Annotated in this window: 25 protein-coding genes; 15 read left to right on the top strand and 10 right to left on the bottom strand. The window is 45.6% G+C overall.

The window, feature by feature from the left end; translation table 11 throughout:
• The first annotated feature begins 17 nt into the window (after nucleotides 1-17).
• The 6 genes from CUN85_RS02125 to CUN85_RS02150 all read left to right on the top strand — a co-directional run bounded on the left by CUN85_RS02125 (nucleotide 18) and on the right by CUN85_RS02150 (nucleotide 6,662).
• Nucleotides 18-920, top strand: a complete 903-nt coding sequence (locus CUN85_RS02125) for a protein translocase subunit SecF (RefSeq protein ID WP_135388530.1) — start codon at nucleotides 18-20, stop codon at nucleotides 918-920.
• A complete protein-coding gene (locus CUN85_RS02130) occupies nucleotides 917-2,614 on the top strand; it encodes a preprotein translocase subunit SecD (RefSeq protein ID WP_135388532.1) in 1,698 nt (565 codons plus the stop codon). The genes CUN85_RS02125 and CUN85_RS02130 overlap by 4 nt, the downstream gene beginning before the upstream one ends.
• Before the next feature lie 21 nt (nucleotides 2,615-2,635).
• Nucleotides 2,636-3,664, top strand: a complete 1,029-nt coding sequence (locus CUN85_RS02135) for an AAA family ATPase (protein WP_135388534.1) — start codon at nucleotides 2,636-2,638, stop codon at nucleotides 3,662-3,664.
• 50 nt (nucleotides 3,665-3,714) lie between these two features.
• On the top strand, nucleotides 3,715-5,367 hold the full coding sequence (locus CUN85_RS02140) for a tRNA uridine(34) 5-carboxymethylaminomethyl modification radical SAM/GNAT enzyme Elp3 (RefSeq protein WP_135388536.1): 1,653 nt from the start codon (nucleotides 3,715-3,717) through the stop codon (nucleotides 5,365-5,367).
• 112 nt (nucleotides 5,368-5,479) lie between these two features.
• Nucleotides 5,480-5,824 carry a helix-turn-helix domain-containing protein gene (locus CUN85_RS02145; protein ID WP_135388538.1) on the top strand — a complete coding sequence of 115 codons (345 nt, stop codon included), beginning with the start codon at nucleotides 5,480-5,482 and terminating at the stop codon, nucleotides 5,822-5,824.
• A gap of 91 nt (nucleotides 5,825-5,915) precedes the next feature.
• Entirely contained in the window at nucleotides 5,916-6,662 is a 747-nt protein-coding gene (locus tag CUN85_RS02150) for a MinD/ParA family ATP-binding protein (protein ID WP_135388539.1), read from the top strand.
• Nucleotides 6,663-6,678: 16 nt separating this feature from the next.
• Here CUN85_RS02150 and CUN85_RS02155 read toward each other — a convergent pair whose 3' ends face one another.
• A complete protein-coding gene (locus CUN85_RS02155) occupies nucleotides 6,679-7,491 on the bottom strand; it encodes a hypothetical protein (protein WP_135388541.1) in 813 nt (270 codons plus the stop codon).
• Between the two features lie 554 nt (nucleotides 7,492-8,045).
• On the opposite strand from CUN85_RS02155, the gene CUN85_RS02160 reads away from it, so the two are divergent.
• Nucleotides 8,046-8,447 (top strand): DUF1699 family protein, encoded by a 402-nt coding sequence (locus CUN85_RS02160; protein ID WP_135388543.1) that lies wholly within the window; start codon nucleotides 8,046-8,048, stop codon nucleotides 8,445-8,447.
• A gap of 49 nt (nucleotides 8,448-8,496) precedes the next feature.
• Here the strand turns inward: CUN85_RS02160 and CUN85_RS02165 are convergent, their stop codons facing one another.
• Nucleotides 8,497-8,919 carry a secondary thiamine-phosphate synthase enzyme YjbQ gene (locus tag CUN85_RS02165; protein WP_135388545.1) on the bottom strand — a complete coding sequence of 141 codons (423 nt, stop codon included), beginning with the start codon at nucleotides 8,917-8,919 and terminating at the stop codon, nucleotides 8,497-8,499.
• 15 nt (nucleotides 8,920-8,934) lie between these two features.
• Nucleotides 8,935-9,114: a hypothetical protein gene (locus tag CUN85_RS02170; protein ID WP_135388547.1), complete on the bottom strand. Its 180-nt coding sequence runs from the start codon at nucleotides 9,112-9,114 to the stop codon at nucleotides 8,935-8,937.
• 101 nt (nucleotides 9,115-9,215) lie between these two features.
• Between CUN85_RS02170 and CUN85_RS02175 the strand changes: the two genes are divergently transcribed.
• Nucleotides 9,216-9,716 (top strand): hypothetical protein, encoded by a 501-nt coding sequence (locus CUN85_RS02175; protein ID WP_135388549.1) that lies wholly within the window; start codon nucleotides 9,216-9,218, stop codon nucleotides 9,714-9,716.
• Between the two features lie 7 nt (nucleotides 9,717-9,723).
• A complete protein-coding gene (locus tag CUN85_RS02180) occupies nucleotides 9,724-11,106 on the top strand; it encodes a DHHA1 domain-containing protein (protein ID WP_135388551.1) in 1,383 nt (460 codons plus the stop codon).
• Nucleotides 11,107-11,129: 23 nt separating this feature from the next.
• Here the strand turns inward: CUN85_RS02180 and CUN85_RS02185 are convergent, their stop codons facing one another.
• The 4 genes from CUN85_RS02185 to CUN85_RS02200 all read right to left on the bottom strand — a co-directional run bounded on the left by CUN85_RS02185 (nucleotide 11,130) and on the right by CUN85_RS02200 (nucleotide 15,339).
• A complete protein-coding gene (locus CUN85_RS02185) occupies nucleotides 11,130-11,882 on the bottom strand; it encodes a DUF128 domain-containing protein (protein ID WP_135388886.1) in 753 nt (250 codons plus the stop codon).
• A gap of 66 nt (nucleotides 11,883-11,948) precedes the next feature.
• Nucleotides 11,949-12,677: a glucose-6-phosphate isomerase family protein gene (locus CUN85_RS02190; RefSeq protein ID WP_135388553.1), complete on the bottom strand. Its 729-nt coding sequence runs from the start codon at nucleotides 12,675-12,677 to the stop codon at nucleotides 11,949-11,951.
• An 81-nt stretch (nucleotides 12,678-12,758) separates the two neighbouring features.
• A complete protein-coding gene (gene uvrC / locus CUN85_RS02195) occupies nucleotides 12,759-14,582 on the bottom strand; it encodes an excinuclease ABC subunit UvrC (RefSeq protein WP_135388555.1) in 1,824 nt (607 codons plus the stop codon).
• 1 nt (nucleotide 14,583) lies between these two features.
• Nucleotides 14,584-15,339 (bottom strand): ribonuclease H-like domain-containing protein, encoded by a 756-nt coding sequence (locus tag CUN85_RS02200; RefSeq protein ID WP_135388557.1) that lies wholly within the window; start codon nucleotides 15,337-15,339, stop codon nucleotides 14,584-14,586.
• A gap of 151 nt (nucleotides 15,340-15,490) precedes the next feature.
• Here CUN85_RS02200 and mdh point away from each other — a divergent pair, with 151 nt between their 5' ends.
• The 6 genes from mdh (at nucleotide 15,491) to CUN85_RS02230 (ending at nucleotide 21,115) form a co-directional block, all read left to right on the top strand.
• A complete protein-coding gene (mdh, locus tag CUN85_RS02205) occupies nucleotides 15,491-16,405 on the top strand; it encodes a malate dehydrogenase (RefSeq protein ID WP_135388559.1) in 915 nt (304 codons plus the stop codon).
• 101 nt (nucleotides 16,406-16,506) lie between these two features.
• A complete protein-coding gene (locus CUN85_RS02210) occupies nucleotides 16,507-16,776 on the top strand; it encodes a PRC-barrel domain-containing protein (protein ID WP_135388561.1) in 270 nt (89 codons plus the stop codon).
• A gap of 7 nt (nucleotides 16,777-16,783) precedes the next feature.
• Nucleotides 16,784-17,530 (top strand): tRNA(His) guanylyltransferase Thg1 family protein, encoded by a 747-nt coding sequence (locus CUN85_RS02215; RefSeq protein WP_135388563.1) that lies wholly within the window; start codon nucleotides 16,784-16,786, stop codon nucleotides 17,528-17,530.
• Nucleotides 17,531-17,589: 59 nt separating this feature from the next.
• Complete coding sequence (locus CUN85_RS02220) at nucleotides 17,590-18,540, top strand: tyrosine--tRNA ligase (protein ID WP_135388565.1); 951 nt, start codon at nucleotides 17,590-17,592, stop codon at nucleotides 18,538-18,540.
• Between the two features lie 70 nt (nucleotides 18,541-18,610).
• Complete coding sequence (locus CUN85_RS02225; RefSeq protein WP_135388567.1) at nucleotides 18,611-19,744, top strand: hypothetical protein; 1,134 nt, start codon at nucleotides 18,611-18,613, stop codon at nucleotides 19,742-19,744.
• Between the two features lie 87 nt (nucleotides 19,745-19,831).
• Entirely contained in the window at nucleotides 19,832-21,115 is a 1,284-nt protein-coding gene (locus CUN85_RS02230) for a methanogenesis marker 16 metalloprotein (RefSeq protein WP_135388569.1), read from the top strand.
• Here CUN85_RS02230 and comE read toward each other — a convergent pair.
• The 3 genes from comE to CUN85_RS02245 are packed head-to-tail and all read right to left on the bottom strand — an operon-like array spanning nucleotide 21,078 to nucleotide 22,801.
• The gene (comE, locus tag CUN85_RS02235) at nucleotides 21,078-21,647 is read right to left on the bottom strand and encodes a sulfopyruvate decarboxylase subunit beta (RefSeq protein WP_135388571.1); all 570 of its coding nucleotides are present in this window, start codon (nucleotides 21,645-21,647) and stop codon (nucleotides 21,078-21,080) included. The two genes, CUN85_RS02230 and comE, sit on opposite strands and share 38 nt — an antisense overlap.
• Nucleotides 21,644-22,162 (bottom strand): sulfopyruvate decarboxylase subunit alpha, encoded by a 519-nt coding sequence (gene comD, locus CUN85_RS02240; protein ID WP_135388573.1) that lies wholly within the window; start codon nucleotides 22,160-22,162, stop codon nucleotides 21,644-21,646. The genes comE and comD overlap by 4 nt, the downstream gene beginning before the upstream one ends.
• Nucleotides 22,163-22,168: 6 nt before the next feature.
• Nucleotides 22,169-22,801 carry a (Fe-S)-binding protein gene (locus CUN85_RS02245; RefSeq protein WP_135388575.1) on the bottom strand — a complete coding sequence of 211 codons (633 nt, stop codon included), beginning with the start codon at nucleotides 22,799-22,801 and terminating at the stop codon, nucleotides 22,169-22,171.
• Between the last annotated feature and the right edge of the window lies 1 nt (nucleotide 22,802).

A 22,802-nucleotide genomic window follows, 5' to 3' on the forward strand; every position in this document is an offset into this window, starting at 1 on the left:
TTACGGAGTATACAAAAATGGAAGTCGGTTTGACTGAACGTCTGGATTCGTTTGTAAGAGCTCACAGCGACCGTCAGCTTGCGGCAATACCGCTTGCCGTATTCCTTGTAGCAATAATCATACTTGGTATTATGTTTGCAAGCAGTGGCGCACCTGTGAGACTAGGAATGGAATTTGAGGGAGGAACGCTTATTTCGGTATCAAGCCAGGATCCCGCTGTGTCCTTCGAACAGAAGTATGCCGACTATCCGATTACCGACGCCCGTGAAACCGGGTCACGTGTAATTATGCAGTTCGGACCCATGAGCAACGAACAACAGAGCGAACTTGTGAGAGATGTGACATCCACCTACTCCAGCGTGGAGATAAAACAGATAGGACCCTTATATGGAGCAAGCCTGCAGCAACAGGCGATCCAAGCTGTCATACTATCGTTTATAGGAATGGCCATTATGGTGTTCCTGCTATTCAAGACATTCATACCATCCATCGCAGTAGTACTGTCAGCGCTCTCGGACATCCTGATAGCAGCCGCATTCATGAATGTTGCAGGCATCGAACTGTCGCTCGGTACAGTAGCCGCTTTGCTGATGATCATAGGTTACTCAGTAGACAGTGATATACTGCTGACAACAAGAGTCTTAAAGAGAAGGGGAACTCCCCAGGAAAACATTTCAAATGCAATGCATACAGGCATCACAATGACGACAACAACTCTTGCAGCACTTGTTGTAATGTATCTGGTATCAACATATTCATACCTGCTCAGCCCGTCCCTCACGCAGATCACACTGCTCTCGGACATATCCATTGTGCTTATATTCGGACTGCTTGCAGACCTTATGAACACATGGTTGTTGAACACCTCCATCCTTAGATGGTATGCAGCCGGCCGGAATCCAAGGGGGCGAAAAGCATGAGAGAAGATGACGAGCAAAAAAGCCTTTTCAAAGATACAAGGGTCATTATATTCATACTTGCAATACTGGCATCAGTATTCTTCATCCAGCCGGGATACTCTTCAGACGAAGGCCTCACAACAGGTCTAAACTACGGACTTGACCTGGAAGGCGGTTCATGGCTCCAGATTAAACTTCAGGGTGCTGTGGCACAACTGGATGCCGATGCAGAAACCCTGTCCCGGACTGTACTCCGGAACAGTATCTCGGATACCGTTGAGATAGAACAGGTAGACACAAGCAATGGCCAGCTTACTGTCACCTTTACAACCCCTGTACAGCTCACCAGTAACCAGATGAATCAACAGGGCATGGGCGAATCTACGATAACAAGATCGGATAATGTTACACAGGTAATCCTATACACTTCAAAGGCCACGCTTATCACAACCTACCTTACGGATTCCCTGGGAGCCGAGGTCGTTCCTCTCTCCGTTGACGGTGGTGTGGAATATGAGATAAGGACTGCCATCTCCCAGGAAGAACTGCAGGAGCTCATGTCCCGGGTCGGAGGCAATATAGTCACCGATTTTGATGGCACACCAATCTATCGCGAAGGTGTCAGGACAGAGACACGGGACCTTACAAAAGAAGTCCTGAGTGATAAACTGAATACCCTTGGGCTCAAGGACATACCAGTCAGAGTAGTAGGCGAAGATTACATCCTTATTGACTTTGCAGGAATGGACCTTGCAACTGCACAGGACATCGCTTCAAGGCCGGGAAAGTTCGAGATACGGATGCAGACACAGGATAATGCTACCAGGCATGTACTATACGGAGATGAGATCCAGAGTGTCGGAATAGCAAGTTACAACGACAGGGACGGACAATGGTACATTCCTTTTACACTGACCGATGCAGGAGCACTCGCACTCCAGAAAGTGGCCATTGAAACGGGAGCAACCACTGACCCGATGTCCCACAATCTCATAATGTACCTCGATGAGAACGAAGTCTACAGCGCACCCCTGAGTTCCTCTGCGGCAGCAACACTTGCCAGAAACCCCATTTACTCCTGGCAGGCTTCCACTGGAGGGGATGAGGAGAGCAAGTTAAAGGCTGAACAGCTGCAGATACACTTACGTGCAGGGGCACTTCCTGTCAAAGTGGAGATCATAGGCTCCGGCCAGGTGGACGCTTCTCTGGGAGAGCAATTCAAGGGTCAGGCGATATTTGCAGGAATATTTACACTGCTTGCTGTCGCATTCGTTGTTTACAGAAGGTACAGGAAACCCGAGATCCTCATACCGATGATAGGCACATCGGTCAGTGAGGTTATAATGATACTCGGTTTTGCCGGTGCCATCGGCTGGCAGCTGGATCTTCCGAGCATTGCGGGAATAATCGCAGTCATAGGTACGGGTATAGATCACCTGGTGATCATTACCGATGAAGTACTCTATGAAGGCAAGCTTCCGCCAAAAAAAGTATATCTTGCCAGGATCACAAAAGCATTCACCATCATATTTGCCGCCGCAGCGACAACTATCATAGCAATGTCACCACTTGTAGTAATGGGCTTTGGCGCTCTGCAGGGGTTCGCAATTACCACTATAGTAGGTGTACTGATAGGCATACTGATCGCAAGACCGGTGTATGGAAAGGTCATCCACGAGATATTGGAAGCAAGAGCACGTAAAAATCCGGAGTAAGGATGATATCAGGTGAGGGAAATGAGAGATATCTGGACTGTTAAGTACAGGCCTGCAAAACTCGATGATATTGTAGGCAACGAAGGATCCATCGACACGATGAGAAAACTCCTGCGCTCGAAGAACCTTCCCCACCTTGTCCTTTACGGACCTGTTAACACAGGGAAATCCTCAGCAGCCTTTGCAATGGCAAATGAGATATATGGTGATGATTACCAGCGTAACTTCACTTACTTCAATGCATCCGACTTCTTTGAACAGGGCAAACGTTACATCGTGAGGGATAAGAGATTCACCCGCATAATCGGAACCGATGACCCTTCAAAAATTAACAAGAGCGTTATTTCCATATTCAAGGAAGTGATTAATGAATATGCAAGTATGGGACCCCTTGACGCTGATTACAAGGTGATCTTCATCGATAATGCAGAGTCGCTGAATTCCGATGCCCAGCACGCGCTCAGGAGAATGATGGAAAGGTACACTGCAACCTGCAGGTTCGTACTTTCCACCACACAGGCCTCAAAACTTATCGCACCCCTGCGTTCCAGAGGCCTTCAGCTGTTCTTTACACATGTGTCAGATGATAAACTTGCAGCATTCATCAGAGATGTTGCGGATGCCGAAGGACTACCCCTGACAAACGACGGGGTCGATGCACTTGGCTACCATGCAAAGGGGAATATTGCAAAGGCACTTCACACGTTGCAGCTTGCATCTGTCAGTTTCGGGGACGAGACTATCGGAGCAAAGGAGATATACGATTCCACTCTTCTGGATAGGTCGGAAAACATAAGCCATCTGTTCAATGCGGCTGTATCAAAGGATATAATAGAGGGGCGAAAAGCCATCGATGCCCTGATACTTGAAGAAGGCATGTCGGGACAGGAAATACTTTTGCAACTACATCAAATGGCGATCAATTCCAACGAGAGCGATCCCGTTATTACAGAATGGGTCATCAGGATGGCAGATACTGACTTTTACATGACAGAAGCGGCCAACGAAAGGATACAGCTTGAAGCACTTGTTGTCCGCTTCTGCCAGTAGATCAGGATTATGATCAGCCCTACTACAAGTAAATATAATTTTTAATACAAATGACAGCAAACGAAAACCCTGATCCTGATTTTTACAAGGCATGCAGAGAGATCCTTGAAATGGTGATGGAAAAGAAGATCACCGATACCCGGCAGTTAAATGAAGTAAAGAAAAAACAGGCCAAGAAATACAGGCTTTCCTGCCTTCCGAAGAACACTGACATTATCATAGCCGGCAATGAAGAAGAACAGGAAATGGTCCGGGACATACTGCGCCGCAAGCCGGTACGTACCATCTCGGGAGTAGCTGTCATTGCCGCAATGACATCACCTGCCCCATGCCCCCACGGAGTGTGCATACCCTGCCCGGGAGGACCGGATTCGGACTTCTGTTCACCGCAGAGCTATATGGGCAGGGAGCCTTCCACAATGCGTGCGATCCAGTGCGAGTACGACCCCTATAGGATCGTTGCCGGTAGGCTGAAGCAGCTCCGGCAGATAGGACATGAGGTAAAAAAGGCCGAGCTGATTGTGATGGGTGGTACTTTTTCTGCCAGGCCGATAGATTACCAGGAATGGTACACAAAACGCTGCCTGGAAGCAATGAATGATTTTTACGGTACACAATGGCGCCAGGAGGTTAGAGCTATAGGAAAAGAAATTCCCTATGTGACCCTGGAAGATGTGCAGCAGATGAACGAAGCTGCAGAGGTAAGGAACACAGGTATCACATTTGAGACGAGGCCTGACTGGGCATCAGCCGACCACGTGGACAGGATGCTTGAGCTCGGTGCCACCAAGGTTGAGATCGGCGTCCAGAGTACCTATGATTTTGTACTGTCCCGTATGAAGAGAGGGCATACCGTGGCGGATAGTATTGAAGCGAACCGAATTCTCAGGGACAGTGGCCTGAAAGTGGGTTTCCATATGATGCCCGGACTTCCTGGCATGGATGAGAAAAGGGAGATTCGTAATTTCAAGAGAGTGTTCACAGACCCCGGATTCAAGCCGGATTACCTGAAAATATATCCCACGCTTGTCACAGAGGGCACCGAGCTTAACAATATGTGGACACGTGGGGAGTACCAGGCAATAAATGATGCAGATGCTGTCAGGCTTCTCGCAAATATCAAGTCCTTTATTCCGGAATGGGTGCGGATGCAGCGCATTCAGCGGGACATACCTGCACAGCAGATCCTGGCAGGAGTCAGAAAGAGCAATATCAGGCAGCTTGCACAGGACCACCTTCTACAGCAGGGAGGTAGATGCCGTTGCATCAGGTGCCGTGAAGTAGGGCATAACATCCTGCAGGGAAAAGAACCCGATGTCGGGAATATAGAGCTCACAGTTCAGAGTTATGATTGCTGTGGAGGGAAAGAGCACTTTATCTCATTCGAGGACACGGTCCAGGATATATTGATCGGGTTTATGAGGATGAGGTTTCCTCACATGCCCCATCGGAAGGAACTGGAAAATGCAGCCCTTGGAAGGGAACTACATGTATACGGGTCCATGGTGCCTGTTGGCGATAAGGCCAAAGGTCACGACTGGCAACATCGGGGGTACGGAGCTGAGCTTGTTGCACGTGCCGAGGAGATTGCACGTGATGCCGGCTATACCGGGATGGCCATAATGAGCGGTATCGGTGTGCGAGGATACTACCGCAGGATCGGGTATGAACGCGACGGGATGTATATGTCGAAAAATTTGTAGGCAGGCAGGATAATATTTATTTCCAATGAAAGTTATAAATCAGAGAGACTGAAGTAAAGTGTCACTCATCCTTCTATAGAGGGATTTTGACTTAAAACCAAACGGAGACTGAATGTCAGAAAAAGAGCTTCTTGAAGAGATACTGGAAAATCTGCAGCAGATGAATGAAAAACTTGATAGTTTCATTGGAAAAAAAGAAACTGCACCCGACCAGTCAAAAAAAGGGAATATTGCTGAATCCCTGGATATCATGACACTACTCTCCCTTCCTGACCATTTACGTACAACAGCGACAACCCTTTTTGAAATAGGACCCGCAACTGCAGAGGAAGTATCTAAGGTAACATTAAAAGAAAGGGCAGTAGAAAGCAACTATCTGAATCAGTTGGTCCGGATGGAACATGTTGAAAAATACAGGGAAGGAAGAAAAGTATACTTCAGGATCAACGAAAAATGAAACTGGATCTTTTTAAATATGACAAAATCCTGACCAGTATATGATATATTGCAACTGTACATGGATCGAAAACTAAAGAGGAAATGAAAATATGACTTTTGCACTGGCCGTACACTCTTCCAAAGGAGGGACAGGAAAAACCAGTATTGCAGTAAACCTTGCAGCAGCCTATGCCCTGGATGGTAAAAATGTCTGTCTTCTGGATGTGGATATCAGAGGCCCTTCTTTGTGCAGTATCTTCAAACCGGACACCTATTTCTGGATAAACGATATGCTCTCAGGAGATAGAGAAATAAAGGATACGATACATGATGTCAGCGAAAGGTTCGGGACAAAAGGTAAGTTCTTTGTAGGTTATTCAAATCCTGATATTAACCAGATACGCGAACTTGCAAGAAAAGACCGGAGCTGGCAATCCAATGCATTGAAGAATATCATTAAAGGAAAAAAAGAGCTTTCAGGTAAAAATATAGACGTAATTATCTTTGATACCAGTCCCGGAGTAGAGTATGAGTCGATAAATGCAGTTGCTGCTTCTGACATAGTGTTGATAGTACATAATTCTTCAATCGCATGCCACAACTGTACCGATCAGCTGATCAAGGGGATATACTCCCCACTAAATAAACAATGCGCCATTGTCGACAATATGTGCCATCCGAATGTCTTAGGGCCTTCAGAAGAAAAGAGGTTCGGGATAAATGTGATCGCACAAATTCCCTGTATGTGCAATGTTGCCACAAGGAACAATGAGATACTCTCCCTGACAGATCCGGATCATGTATTCTCAAAGGCGATATGCAGCATGAAGAACAAAATCGAAGATTTTTATATGTGAATTCCATTCATTATTTTTACCGGTCATTGTCCTTTTTCTCAATTATCGGTATTACATCGTTATACAGATAATCATCCATGTTCCGGGACCTCATCCTGCTAACATCATCCTCAATACCTTCTGAAGATAGAATTATATCCTTAATCGTAGAAAAGAAGAAAAATGCAACAAAAGTAGCGCTCAAAGCCAGAATCGTGCGCTCCAGAGGGTATAAAAGAACTGCCGATCTGAATGCTTCAGTGCTCAGATCGAAAATATAAGAATATGCAATACTGCCCATCAGATGGTCGGAAAGAACACCTATCAAAGCTGCAAAGAAAAGCGATACGAAAACAAATGTCCGGGAGTGGATAGACTTTATGCTGTTCTTTTGAAATATTATGAAAGCCACGAATACGACTATATGGAACCACGGGTAAAAAAATGCACTTCTGCCCACATCAAAAAGGTACCAGACCACTATAAGACTGCCAAATATGCCTAAAGCCGCTTTATGCTGCCTGTTCACTATCAGGCCGGATATTACCGAACTAAGCATTATGAAAAAAGGCGAGAGCATGCTAAAAATATTCTTGCTCAGGTAACCTGTGTTGTTGATCTCGTGTAAGAGCATACCGGTACCCGAGATGATCGCACCCCAGAAAGGCCCGTAAAGCATTCCATTTAGCGATCCGAATGCTACAATAGAACTTATTCTCGTTCCCTCAATTCCTATGACACCCATAAGGTCAGGCAGATAGCTTGAAAAATAAGTTAGAATAACACCAAATAGAATATAGATAAAACTGATATTTCCCTTTATTTTCAATTTCGATAACATTGGTGTCATAGCAGAACTAATCTATGAAAGAGATTTATATATAAGTTTACATTGCAAATCGGTCTTAATCCAGCCTGAAATAAATTTAAAAAGCAACTACAGTTAATGCAGTTGATGTATCCGGCAATAGTATTTTGATGAAAATATTCATTTACAGGAACTGAAATACACTTTTCTAGATACACCTGGCATGAACTGTACACGAATGCTCCAAATAAATTTATACATAGTATCAAAATTTAAAATAACGAAATTAATAATAAAATCTAACCTGACAAATACTTACCGAATATTATCAAAAGTGATTTATATAACGTAATTTATCCAGTAAGCAAAAAAGATTATTATTTACAAATCTGCATCATGCATCCGATTATAGACAAATATATAATAAAAAAACATATTAATAATATGATTAGACTAATTTATACCATGAGTATAATCTTATATTTCGGGATAGCTTTAAATAAAACTTTGTATATACAGTAAATTATCACAGTATAAAATGATGTATTTATAAGTGCAAATTAGTAGATTTACATAACAATAAATGGAGATTTAACATGAAAATAAGAGTTGTAAGTTCAAAAGAAGAGATCAACACACTTGGACCAAACGAAGAGATCGTGCATCTTGCATTCAGGCCTTCTAATACAGATATTTTTTCACTAGTAATGAAATGCCCAAGTGTAAAAGCGCTTCACATCCCAAGTTCATATAAAAGGACAATATCAAATTCCGCAAAGATGTATCTTGAAATGCAGGGGATAGACCTTCTTGAAGGCGACGTATGGGGACACAGGAAAGATATTAATGAATATTCAGAAGTGTCGCAGGGTGTCTACGACCGCATAAACCAATACAGACAAGAAGGGCTTTCCGAGGATGAGATAGAGGACAAGATGATCAGAGAGACCAGGCTCAGTCCGGATTTCGTTAAGTTCCTTGTAAAACAGAATAACTAAAACAAAAAAAGACCCCAAGCCCCATTGGGGTCCTGTAACTATTTTAAAATTATCGTTCACCATATATCTGGACAAGTACTTTTCTGGAACGCGGACGGTTATCCAGATCTATGAAAATTATCTGCTGCCATGTTCCAAGCTGTATGCTTCCGCCAAGCAGAGGAAAGGATTCACTTTGGCCAAGCAGCGATGCCCTGACATGAGAGTGACCGTTACCATCATGCCACTTTTCATTATGCCTGTAATTGAAATCCTGAGGGACCAGCCTTTCAAGTGCTTCCTGGAGGTCAGATATCAGGCCAGACTCATACTCAATAGTAGATATAGCAGCGGTTGAGCCCGGTACAAAGACCATAACTATCCCATCCATGACACCCGATGAGGCAACCAGGCTGGAAACATCAGCAGTCAGATCAATTATATCCGTATTTCCTCTAGTATCGAATTCCAGGTATTCAGTGACAACTACCACACCAGACCCCCGGGATCATTCCATTTGATTGATCTTCAGACCAACAAGTGAAGTAATGATAATAAAAGCTACGAGTGCACCCATGAAGCCATATTCCTGGTGTTGCTGCATGGTCTGGTGTACCAATATGAACAGTACTGTCAGCAGGGCTACGGAGCCTATGGAGTATATAATTTCAAGTTGTTTCTTGTTCATCAGGGAACAATTGAATGATAAGTACATCAACTTAACGCAGATGACAAAGCATTTTTAATAATATTAAGTGAATCTTATTTCAAAAATAACACGGGTATTCCATGACAGACTTCGAAAGGACACTGGTCCAGTCTTTCAATATATATTTTGAAGAAAGCAATTTAAAGGGCATTGCACACCGTCTGAAACAGCACAGGTTCACACCACAATTCCTGGACGTGCTTGTGGATTCACTGGACCCCGATTACTACCTGGGGATAGAATGCAAGAGCATCTCGGTGGACAAGGGCGCAAAAGCACTCTATTTCACACAGCACTTCACTATCGACAAGAACGGGAGCCATCAGATCGACCGCATATCGGACTTTCTTATCAGATCAGGCAGGACGGGTTTTCTTGCAATTGAGCTTAAAATGGGTGTAGGTAAATCCAGGGAAGCATACATAATACCCTGGGACGTGCTTCGGGACAGATTCCATGAAGACGGCAGGACAAAGTTCACGGTAAACGAAATACAGGAATTCTGCAGGATAGAGAGAAAAGCAAATAAGTATATCATTGACCCCGAAGGATGGAAGAAGGGAACAAGGATAATCTCATGAGGAAAAAATGTCTGAAACCATGATACAAATGGCCCGGCGCGCCGCAAAATGTGCGGAAGAGATAAAAAAGCACAAAGAAGTACAACTGGTATCCCACATAGACGCTGACGGGATAAGTTCGGGAGCGATCATAGCAAAAGCCCTTGAAGGGGCTGACATAGACCATGAAATGCTTTTTGTGAAGCAGCTTGACGAGAATATTATAAGGGACCTTGCAGACAGCAATCCGGAACTAACGATATTCACCGACCTTGGAAGCGGCCAGATAGAGCATATCAATAATTACGAACTGCATGCAGTTATCTCGGACCATCACAGGCCCCAGGGTGATACGGACCTGCATCTGAACCCCCATCTTTTCGGAGCTAACGGCTCCTTTGAGATCAGCGGTTCCGGAACCACATTCATACTTGCCAGCCAGCTTGATAAGAACAACAGCCTCGCAGACCTTGCCATCGTCGGATGTGTCGGCGATATGCAGAACCGCAAATATGGAAAACTTGTCAGTCTTAACAGGGAGATACTGGAAGACAACCCGGCTATTGTCATACCAAAAAATGACATCTCACTCTATGGAAAGCAGACAAGACCTATTTTCAAGATGCTGCAATTCTCCTCTGACCCCTACCTGCCGGGGCTTACAGGCAGTGAGGACGCATGCATAGGTTTCCTTCACAATATTGGACTGCGCTCGGCAAACGATGAGAAATGGCGCAGGTGGATAGACCTGACAGAGGCTGAAAAGGTCAAAATCACGTCAGCACTGTTTCAGTACTCCGTTCAGAACGGGCTTTCTTCATACAACATCAACCGCCTCGTAAACGAATGCTACCTGTTGCTCCCGGAAAAAGAAGGAACGGAAATGAGGGATGCCAGCGAATATGCCACCCTTCTTAATGCGACCGGGAGATACATGCAGGCCGAGATTGGCATGGCCGTTTGCATGGGCGACAGGGAAGACGCATATGAGGCTGCGCGCAGACTGCTCTATGAGCACAGGAAGAATCTGGTTGAAGGACTGAACTTCGTGAGAGACACGGGGGTCACCCAGTTATCACACCTGCAGTTCTTTGATGCAGGCAGCAACATACCGGAAACCATTGTTGGCATTGTTGCAGGAATGAGCCATGCTTCCAATAACCGCCGTCTGCCAATTGTAGCATTTGCAGATAAGGAGGACGGCCACAAGATCTCTGCGAGAGGCACACAGGAACTTGTTAACAAAGGACTCAACCTATCAGAGGCCATTAGTCAGGTATGCCAGGAAATAGGAGGTGCTGGCGGCGGACATGACATTGCAGCAGGTGCCACTGTGCCCTTTGGTAAAAAACAAGAGTTCATAGATAGATTAAACTCGATCATAGCATCACAGATAGCCAGTAAGGCCTGAAAGTGATTTATTTACAAAAAAAATCAGACATCTTTGATGTGCTTCAACTCATTGATGTCCATTAACGTAGACATGGCATTTGTCTTTATAGGAATGCCATGCTCCTGAACTATTGCCATGGGATTCGTACCACCTATGACGACAATTCCCAGGTGGTCCCTCTCCACAGGCACATCCAGTATCCGAGTATTGGGTTCACCCACTTCAAGAATGCCTGTGATGCCCGCATCAACCATATCCGAGAGCGTACTGTCAATGACATCCCTTGCAACCATAGGTGCCTCCCGGAGATTTGCAAGTATCTTACCGGTGCCGGTCCTGAGCATTTCCATGACAGATGTCAGTTCCTGTGACATCAACACTTCCAGAGGGTCTATGGTAGTGCTTTTATAAGCCAGAACATTCGTGAAGCGGATAGGAGCACCATCCCTTATTTCCACAAGACCGCCAAACTGAGGTTTGACCATTACACCTGCCTTCAACAGGATCCCATCAATCGTGATACTGCATACTGTTGCAAAGCCGATCTCATCCTTTCCTATGACCTTTTCCCCGATCGAGTCGCCTTCGTGCAGCACTTTCAACATTGGACTTACAGCGAGACCACTGTTAATAGCGAGACTGAATATTTTAAGGACTGGTTCAAAATCCTCTTTATTAATAAGAGAAAGGTTTACTATTACATCTCCCTCCATGGTCTTTGGATTGAAGGTAGTCCTGAACATCAGGTCCTCGATCTTGGCGGAAGTAAACTGGATACGGCCGTTCTTTAGCAACAATACACCTCTTACCGTTTTAGTAACTTTCAACCATTTATATGTTCGCACGGCAAAATGTTACTATCATGCAGTCACCTTTTCGAAAACAGGCATATATTCCCCTGGCCGCGTCAGAAACTCAAGCTTACCGATGTCATCTACAAGGTCATACATGTCCTTTCCGGCTGAAAGGCCCAGCTCCGGATAATCTGTTGTTTCCCGGGTTCTTATCGGAGGAACTTCTGCGTAATCGGGGTTCGTGATAAAACCATCCACAAGGAGATAATATGCAGCACCAGAAAGCTCTTTAATGGGTTCATATACCGATGAAAAATCCCTGGCCACCCAGTTTGCCATTTTCAGGGTTTCCCCGGTTGCATTGATGGTTATATGGCCATAATCCGGAGGAATAACAACACAGTCCCCTTTTTCTGCTACATAGACCATTACATCCGTAATCATATCACCTTCCTGTTTCTGAAGAAGGTAAGTAGCCGTTCCTTCTAGTACCTGATACACCTCCGCATATGAAAGCGTGGTACCGGGTACAAAGGGATGATAGTGACCTGCGGTCTTTACGTATTCCCTCCCCAGCATTTTAGGAGGTATGATGGTTATATCATACCTGAGATTATGTTCTTTTATCTTTTCAAGATCAGACTTATTCCTGTAAAGATCCCTGTACATATAGTAGAGTTCCATATTACCGGCCTGAGACAGCCATTCCTTATCATAGAGAACTTCTTTCATATCGTAAAGCATCCTTATATCAGGAGTCCTTATGTAGCCATAGAAATCCAGTTCATTACCCATTTAAACTCACCCTTGAATCAGCAGGAATACATTAACTTTCAAATTTATTAGATAAAATATATGAACCCAATATATTTGAATTTAGCCGCCATCAGCTTTCACGGATGACTTATCACAGAGGTATTCATGTATAAGCTCTGCGATCTTCTTACTGATGCCCTTTACCTGCATGAGATCTTCAGGAGAGGCAGACTTCATATTCTCAACCGAACCAAAATGTTCGATGAGAAGTTTCTTTTTGCCGGGACCTACACCCGGTATTGCATCAAGCTGGGAATGGGTGAGTGTCGCAGACCTTCTGCGACGGTGGGACGTTACAGCAAAACGATGCGCCTCATCTCTAATCCTCATAAGCAGTTTTAGGGCAGGAGAGGTCAGGGGCAGGATTATGACCTCTCCGGGTCCTTTGCAGGGAGTGATTATGTGTTCAAAACGTTTTGCAAGACCGATCAACGGAATATCAAGTCCCAGGGCATCCAGAGAGGATTTGGCTGCTCCCACCTGGCCCGGTCCGCCGTCTATCAGTATGAGGTCCGGCAATGAATCCTTTTCCTTCAGCAGACGTGAATACCTCCTGTTTACCACCTCGGCCATCATTGCGAAGTCATCTATACCCCGGACAGTGCGGATGTTGTGCTGCCTGTACCTGCTGTTAGCCGGCAATCCGCTCTCAAAAACAACCACTGATCCAACGGCATTGGTACCCGAGATATTCGATATGTCAAACCCTTCGATATGCTTTGGCAATTTTTCAAGAGACAGTACATCTTTGAGTTCATTGAGCGCAATCAAGGATGATTCAGCCGGACCTTTTTCCATCTTCGCGACCCTCATTGCCATTTCCGCATTGCGAACACACATATCCATTATCTTTTTCTTCTCGGTCCTGAAGGGGACCTGTATCTTCACTTCCCGACCGGACCTCTGGCCCAGCCACCCGGAAATAAGTTCATTTTCAGGTAGCTCATACTGTACGAGGATCTCAGGTGGAATAGGAGAATCCTGATAATATTGCTTGATAAATGCAGCCAATGCGGAAGGTACCTCCACAGAGCCCCCGGAATCCACCATGGTGAAGTCTACTTTCCCGACCATGCTGCCGTGCCTTATGTAGAATATCTGCAGGTATACAGTCGGGCCATCCGCTACTGCAGCAATCACATCCCTGTCTCCTATACCCGAAGTTGCTATCTGTTGTTCTGTAAGGCATTTCAGGCCCCCTATCTGATCCCTTACCTCCGCCGCAGCTTCATATTCCTGACTTGCGGCAAAAGTGTTCATCTTTTCCTCCAGCTCTTTTAAAAGCCCTGCAGTATCACCTTTTAAAAAACGAACAGCCTCCATGACCCTTCTGTTGTATTCTTCCAGGTCCATAGAGTCTCTACATGGAGCCATGCAGCGTTTTATATGGTAGTTGAGGCATGGCCGGGTCTTCCCGGAAGTTACTTGCTTTTTGCAGCGGCGCAGCAGGAACATCTTTGAAATCACTTCCAGAGTACTCCGGATTGCCCTGCTGTTCGTGTAGGGGCCAAAATAGAGAGCATCATCCATGAGTCTCCTGCGGGTCAAAAATATCCGAGGGAACTTCTCATTGATCGTAACCTTGACATAAGGATAGCGTTTATCGTCCTTCAGGCGAACGTTATATCTGGGCCTGTACTTCTTGATGAGATTGGCCTCGAGTACAAGTGCATCTATCTCAGTGTCCGTTACGATAAATTCGATATCATCGATCTGCCTGACCAGCACACGCGTCTTCGGTGTCTGGTTGGCAGAGGACTGAAAATAGGACCGTACCCTTTTAATCAGGGATATGGCCTTTCCGACATAGATTATATCCCCGGAGGAATCTTTCATCAGGTATACGCCGGGGGAATCGGGAATCTTGCTTAGATCGGGAACCATATCAGATACATTCGGAGAACTTGTGGTCTATGAACTTAGGAAGGGTCATTTCCATTATAGTCTTGAGATTTATCGTATCTTCCCTGTTGTATTCAAGCAGCAGTTCAAGAGCCTCCTGATCACCTTTTTTGTACTGGTGCCAAAGACGCACAGCATCGAGACCGGTAATAGCTTCAACTTCCTCTTTCCTTGAGATACCCAGTTCCACCTCTATCTTCTTGAGGCCACCGGTAAGTGAGATCCGCCGGAGAGGATACATCAGGTCAGCATGAAGCTTGTTCAGTTCCACTTCAGGGAATTCGCGCTTGATGAAAGGGAGATCGAACCTCGCACCATTGAACGTTACAAGATATTCGTACTTCTCGAACTCCTCCACTGCTTCATCCATGTCCACCCCATGTACAAAGGTCCTGGCATCTTTCCCGTCATATATGCCGATAACGGTGATATGAGATCTGTTCGGAGAAAGGCCAGTGGTCTCGATATCCACATAGGCTGCCTTTTCTGAGAACATGCGGAACGCACGCCAGTGTTCTGCACCGGGCAGAGACCTGGCAAAGAACTCGTAATCACGGCATGCAATACGCTCTTTTGATTCCTCTATCCCCGGAAGGATCATTTCCATTCTTGAACGGGGAATCGGTATCTCGTCCTTCCTGTCAATCAGTTCATCCCATGTGTGGACACCACTTGCCCATATTTTTTTCTCAATGGTGGGCCCCACTCTCGGGATGTGAATATATGTACTGGTAAGCATTTATTTTCACTTTTCTGTAGGTTTAAGCTTATATTTAATATATGATAAACTCTAGTGTCTGTCCAGAAATATACAAGTGGGATTAAGCTTATTGTTTATATATAGTACCCTGATGAAGAGGGACAATTAGAAAAACAGAGGAGTAGAGAGAATGAAAGTTTCAGTTATTGGGTCAGGCAATGTGGGGGCAACTGCCGTGCAACGCCTTGCGGAACTTGATATCGCCGATGTGGTCATGCTGGATATTGTAGAAGGGCTACCGCAGGGAAAGGCACTGGATATTGCCCAGGCAGCGCCGATCATGGGTTTTAATGTGGATATCACGGGTTCGAATGATTATGCGGACATCTGTGACTCGGATATTGTGGTGATAACTGCAGGCATTGCAAGAAAACCAGGCATGGACAGGAATGACCTGCTTGCAACTAATATAAGTATAACACTGGATGTTTGCGACAATATAATGCGACATTCGCCTGAAGCTATTATAATGACAGTCACAAATCCTCTGGATGTCATCACATATGCTTCTATTAAACATACACAGTTTGACAGGGGAAGGGTTTTCGGAATGAGTGGACTGCTGGATTCGGGCAGGTTCGCATCCCTCATTGCAAAAGAGATCAACTGCTCGGTCAGGGACATAAATGCAATGGTGCTGGGCGGACATGGAGATTCCATGGTCCCGCTTCCGGAATACACGACAGTGTCAGGGATCCCTCTGCCAGAACTTATGGAAAAAGAAACCATCGACAGGATTATCAGGAGAACTGTTAATGCAGGTGCAGAGATTGTCGGACACCTTAAGACAGGAAGTGCATTCTATGCCCCCTCTGCTGCAATTGTGAGTATGACAGAAGCCATACTCAAGGATACAAAAAAAATAGTTCCGGCTTCTGTTTATCTTAATGGGGAATATGGCCTGAAGGACATATGCCTGGGAGTTCCGGTCAAATTTGGTAAAAGAGGAGCAGAAGAGATAATAGAACTTAAACTTACTGAAGAACAGATGATAGCACTTCACAATTCTGCAGAGTCAGTACGCATGGGAATATCCAGGATATGATCATAAGAAGAATGAATGCTATTAATTAAAATATAAAATCAGACACTGTAGTTACATACAAATATTGATATATAAGTAAAATATAAGTAAGAGGGGATATCATGCGAGTAGACATAACTTCACTTTTTGGTTTGAACATTTACACTGACACTGGCACATATGTAGGTAAAGTTGCCGATCTTGTCCTGGACATTGATGAAAGGACAGTCAAAGGCATTGCCGTATCTTCCATCAACAGGGACATCTTTGATGTCACCTCAAAGGGTATTATAATCCCCTACAGATGGGTAATCACTACAGGCGACATAGTTCTGATAAGGAATATCATAAATAAATTTAAGAAGCAACCTAAAAAAGAACCTGAAGAATGATCGGTCTATGAAAGGGCGAGAGATCTATTCTGATCTGCGTTGTGCACCGCCTGTGATCGTGCGCATTGACGGCCGGAGTTTCAAAAATGCGCTGTCACGCATGGAATTCGAGAAACCCTATGACAGCAGGTTCGCATCTGCAATGGCGGATGCAGTGGAACTCTTTTTCAGGAACAGTGGATTTAGTCCCGTGTTCGCGTATGTTTTTTCCGACGAAATAAGCTTTTTTTTCCGGGAAGTGGCCTTTGAAGGAAGAGTCGAAAAGATCGATTCGATTGTGCCGTCCTTTATCAGCAGTGCCTTGACGATGCTGCTTGGATCTGATGAACCCCTGTCCTTTGACTCCAGGGTGATACCCGTACATGGACAGATAGTCAGTGATTATCTTATCTGGAGACAGGCAGAAGCATGGCGCAACTGCGTCAATTCCCACGCATACTATGCATTGCTTTCTGAAGGACTCGAAGAGGAAGATGCCGCAGGTTTCCTCCGAAACAAAGGTACCAGTGACATGCATGAACTGCTTTTCAGCAGGGGAACCAATGTTGCTAAGCTGCCTGCATGGCAGAGGCGGGGAATGATGGTCGTGAAAGAGGAGTATAAAGTCGAAGGATTCAACCCGCATCTGGATGAAAGAACATTGACCACAAGAAGGAAAGTTGTCCAGAACTGGGATATCCCGCAGTTCAGGACACCCGAAGGAGCATGCTTTGTCAAGGACCTGATCTGCCCTGAAAACGGCAGGACCACATAAGAAAAAGCATTTAAAGGGATATGTGATTATACAGAGCACGATTTACAAATGGTGAACTCATGGACAGACTTGAGCTTATAAAAAGGAACGTGCAGGAAATAGTGACAGAAGAAGAGCTGAAAGCACTTCTCGAAAAAAAAGAACATCCTAAAGCTTATGTTGGATACGAGCCTAGCGGAAAGATTCACATGGGGCACGTCCTGACAGTGAATAAACTCCTTGACCTCCAGAAAGCAGGATTCGAGATAACAGTATTACTGGCAGATGTCCATGCATACCTTAACCAGAAAGGGACACTTGAACAGGTCCGTGAGATTGCGGATTATAACAAACGATGCTTCATCGCCCTTGGACTGGATGCAGAAAAGACGAATTTCGTTTACGGATCCGATTACCAGCTCAGTTCCGAATACATGCTTAATGTACTCAAGCTTACACAACTTACATCCCTTAACAGGGCAAGACGGAGTATGGACGAGGTAGGACGCCAGATGGAAGACCCAAAGGTCTCGCAGATGGTCTACCCCATAATGCAGGCAGTGGATATCGCTCTACTTGGAGTGGACATCGCTGTCGGAGGGATAGACCAGAGGAAGATCCATATGCTTGCAAGGGAAGGGCTCCCGTCACTCGGTTTCAAGGCACCTTTATGCATCCACACACCCATCATCCTGGGCCTTGATGCGAAAAAGATGTCATCGTCCAATGAGAACTATATTTCCATTGATGATTCCGAAGAGGCCTTGAAGAAGAAGATGAAAAAGGCTTTCTGCCCTGCCGGAGAAACAGAGAACAACCCCGTGCTTGAACTGTTCAGGTATCACATATGTCCCCGCTATGGGGAAGTGGTCTTTGAGCGACCGGAGAAGTTCGGAGGAAACATGATCTGTAAAGAATATGCAGAACTTGAAGTAGTATTCGCATCAGGCGAGCTCCATCCCATGGACCTTAAGAACGGTGCGACAAAGTACATGAATCAAATACTGGAAACCGTCAGATCTGTTATATAATCCTGCTACATCGAAATTTATATAAAAGGGAGAAGGAATATATAATCAATATATTTAAAAGGGGATTTGGATGAAATATACATTTCAGGACTCAACCGATTTACCATTGCAAAGAGATTTTATTCAGGATCTGAATGAGTTCATAGAGATAGCGAAGAAAGTTATCCCTATGGAAAATTCTGCTATCGAGCTGAACGAGGATGAGTCTGAGGAAGTGTCTTCGCTGGAATCCAGGATTCTCGAACTGGACAAGTTCAGTAAGGAAGTACAGAACTATGTTGACGAACTTTCCATGGGCGCCCGGGATAAGGAAATACTTGAATGCCGTAATTCTGTAATCGATGCCTGTGTAGCAAGTTCTACAAAAGGTCTCAAGGAACTGAATCTGAGACTCGACCAGACCAAACGTGAGTCCGAAAGCGGACTTTATAAGATCGAGAACGATATCCTTGTAACACTCAACCCTCTTTTCAAATCGGGCAGCTATGGCGTAACAAACAGGTATTACGTTTCCATGAAGGAAGGTATGCTCAGGGGCACCATGAAATCGTTCTTCCTTGGCATGGAATATACTTCCGAACTAACGTATATGCACGATGTGCTGACTGTAAAAGATGTATACGGAGACCTTTTCCTGCCCACATGGACAAAAGCAGGCATCCTTCACAAAGAGAACAAGGTCAAGATGCTTGAAGTATCCGAATTCATTGTCACTTATGTAAATTACGACGGCATTGAACATATTGATGCAAGTTTTGAGAGCAAGAAAAAGGATCAGAAGTTCAGGGTCAGTTGTAATGCTGATAACTGCCAGATATACTGCGGCGAGATAGATATCACTGCAGATGAAACTCTTTTGAAATCCGTCAAATTAGAAAGCATCAATGCCCTGATGGATGAACTGAAAAAATATATCAAACAGTCCATCAAATCCCAGAACCTGACCCAGATACTGCTTGACGGAAAAGATGCGGTACGCAACAATGAGGTCTTTGACTGCCTTAAACTCGTTGCCGAACAATACGGAGAAGTAGTAAAGGAATCGCTTGACCGTGGTTATGTCAAGAATGAGATCACTATCAAAATAGAGTCTTCCGACGGAACACGTACCGAGAAATACATCACCCGGGAGGAGGCCTTTGACAGACTTTCCGAAATTGGAAGCGAAGGTCTTGAACTGGCAAGCATCCTCAATCTGGACTGACACTTCCAGCTGTACCTCTGTCCGGGAAAGCTCCAAAAACTTTTTTACTTATACCTATTCGAAGATATAGTTAAGAGAGGGGATGCAATGGAGCGCTCAACCGAAGATATCCAAAAGAAGATCGCTGAAAAGACAGCTATCGTAATGACCTCCCAGGAGGTCTGCGAACTTATAGAAAAGGGAGAAGAGGTAACGGCAAAAGATGTGGACATAGTAACCACCGCAACCCGGGCCATAATGAGCGGGACCTATGCATTATTATCATTTCCGGTCAATTCTGCGCATAGTTTCAAAAGGGCTTCAAAGGTTTTCCTGAATGGGGTTCCCGCACACGTAGGACCCTGCCCCAACGAAAGTCTTGGGATGCTTGACCTGATGGTATTCGGAACAGCACATTCATGCCTCGAACATGATTACGGCGGAGGTCATCTTTTCCGGGACATGGTAGACAGAAAGATCATCGATATCTCTGTTATCACTGATGAAGAAGACTCTTTCCAGACAACGGTCACGCTGGACAAGATACCGTATGCAAAAATCCATGCCACAAGACACTCCTTCAGGAACTATGCCGCATTCGTCAACTGCTCCGGGAAACCGGTAAGCACGATATTCCATGCTACTGAGTTCGAGCCGGATATGAAGACCGCAACATTTTCAGGATGCGGGCAGATAAATCCCCTTAAGAACGACCCTGGGCTTACTACCATCGGTGTAGGCACAAGGGTACTAATGAACGGTGCGGAAGGGTTCGTGCTGGGAGAAGGGACCCGCAGCAGTCCTGAAAGACCAAATCTGACAGGGTTTGCAGACATGCATACAATGGACCCGCAGCTCATGGGAGGTTTCACTACTTCTGCCGGACCCGAGTGCATAGTATCCTGGGCCATACCGATCCCTGTGGTAAATGATAGTGTTCTGGATGCAATCATCAAGACCGATCACCAGGTGCCAATGCCCGTGATGGATGTGGACAGGCGCACGACCATAAGCGGTACCACCTACGCGGACGGATGGCATAATGTGGACCTGTCAGTGGAGTTCAGACCTGCCTCCTGTATCAGATGCGATGTATGCAGGGCTGCTGATAACTGCCCGATGGAAGCTATATATTTCAAGAATGAGAGGATTGTACTGGACAGGCACCTGTGCTTCAATTGCGGATTATGTAGTACGATCTGCCCGGAAGGGGTTTTCAGGGCAGAACTCGGAAGCATCAGATTTGAAACAGAAGGCAGAACAAATGAGGTACCCATTGTCCTGCGGCAATCAGATCGAAAGAGAGCCCTGGAACTTGAGGAAAAGCTCAAAGGGATGATCCTTGACGGCACATTCAGACTGAGCCGGATGGTCGAGAAGCTTCGGCCATGAACCTCTCAAGTATATCTTCAGGTGACATCTGAATGTTCGGGACATCCGCATTTCCCGGCAGGACCCTGACAACGATTATACCGTCGTCAGTTTCCTGCAGGATCTGCCTCAGCCTTTCTTTTGTACCAGCCTCGTAAACTTTAATATTGCCGGCTCCTTTTGCCACCTGCGCCAGATCGGCCTGCTGTGAGGTAGCTGTAGGCTGGTTGCCTGTGGAACCATAGGCTCCGTTATCCACGACCACCAGAAGATAGTTGTCCGGAGCCTGCCAGGCTATAGTTGCAAGGCTTCCCATATTCATAAGCACGGAACCGTCCCCGTCAATGGCAATTACCTTCCTATCAGAAAGGGCTAATGCAAGCCCTAGTCCTATGGACGATGCAAGTCCCATGGAACCCAGCATATAGAAGTTGTTTGGTGTATCGCATGCCTGATGCAGTTCCTTGCAGGGAACGCCGATATTACTCACCAGAAGAGCATTGATGTTAGTAGCCTTTTTGACAATCTCGGAAATAGCGTCCATTCGTTTCATGACTGCCTCCAGAAAGAGATAGGTAAGAGTAATGCCACCGGTTTCTTTTTGTCAAAGGCTGTTTCTACAGCTTTGAAGATCATTTCAGTTGCTTCCTGTTTTGAATCCGGCAGGAAATACGGGATGCAAAGTGTATCCAGGAGCGGAACGGTCAGCTGACCCATAGGTATCTGGGCGCATATAGGCTCACCCTCCACACCCCGATGACTCATTATCATAAGCAATGGGATACCATACAAGCGGTTCAGTGACGCCAGGGAATTGATAGAATTACCAAGGCCGGAGTTCTGCATCAGCATTGCAGGCCTCTTACCCCCCATGAAAGCCCCTGCACAGACACCAACACCCTCTTCCTCGCGAGTCACAGGCACGTGGATGATATCAGGATCAGCACCGATCATGGGAATGAGTTCCCTGAGATTGATGCAGGGTACACTGACAATAAAATCGATTCCGGCATTCTTTATACCCAGGTACACCGCTTCAGGAGGAGTCAATTCATTTTGCCCGGACATGCCGGATCACCATACCTTCAGGTCGATGCCTTCAATCCTAATTTCTTTTCCCTCTACTCCTACCACCATACCCGAATGGACCTTCTGCATCATACAATACTCGGGTACGAATTTGACGGTCTGGCCTACCTTTGGCAACTCTCCCCTGGAAACTTTACCTTCAAAGGCAAGTATCATACAAAGGCCGATATCCTTGAACCGGAAATCCTCCTGACCAAGTCTGTGAAGAGGTCCTACTAAATGGATAGTATATATGCCGGGATCGATACCGATCACCTTTGCAAAATGCGTGACAGGGCAACCCAGAGGCCTGTAGCGCAGGAAATCCCCGATCTTTATCTCGATGGAACCGTCAAAGGGGTGAATGAACTCCCTGCAGGAACACTCGTCCTTCAGTGGAGCCAGCATGAAGTCCGCTTCAAGGCCATCTATTACGCCTACGATCTTTTCTTCCGCTGGAGGAGCGCCTCCCACGAGCAATGACAATCTCTCAAGATTGTCCCTGAACATTTCCCTTGAGAGGAAGGGACAGCGTTGAAGGTCTCCCTGGCTTTTCAGTTCCGCAGCGAAGTCCCTGCACTGCCTGGAACCACAACTTCCGCAGTTATAGCCGGGCAGAAGGGACAGGATCTCATCCATT

The organism is Methanolobus halotolerans (assembly GCF_004745425.1).
Lineage (GTDB): Archaea > Halobacteriota > Methanosarcinia > Methanosarcinales > Methanosarcinaceae > Methanolobus > Methanolobus halotolerans.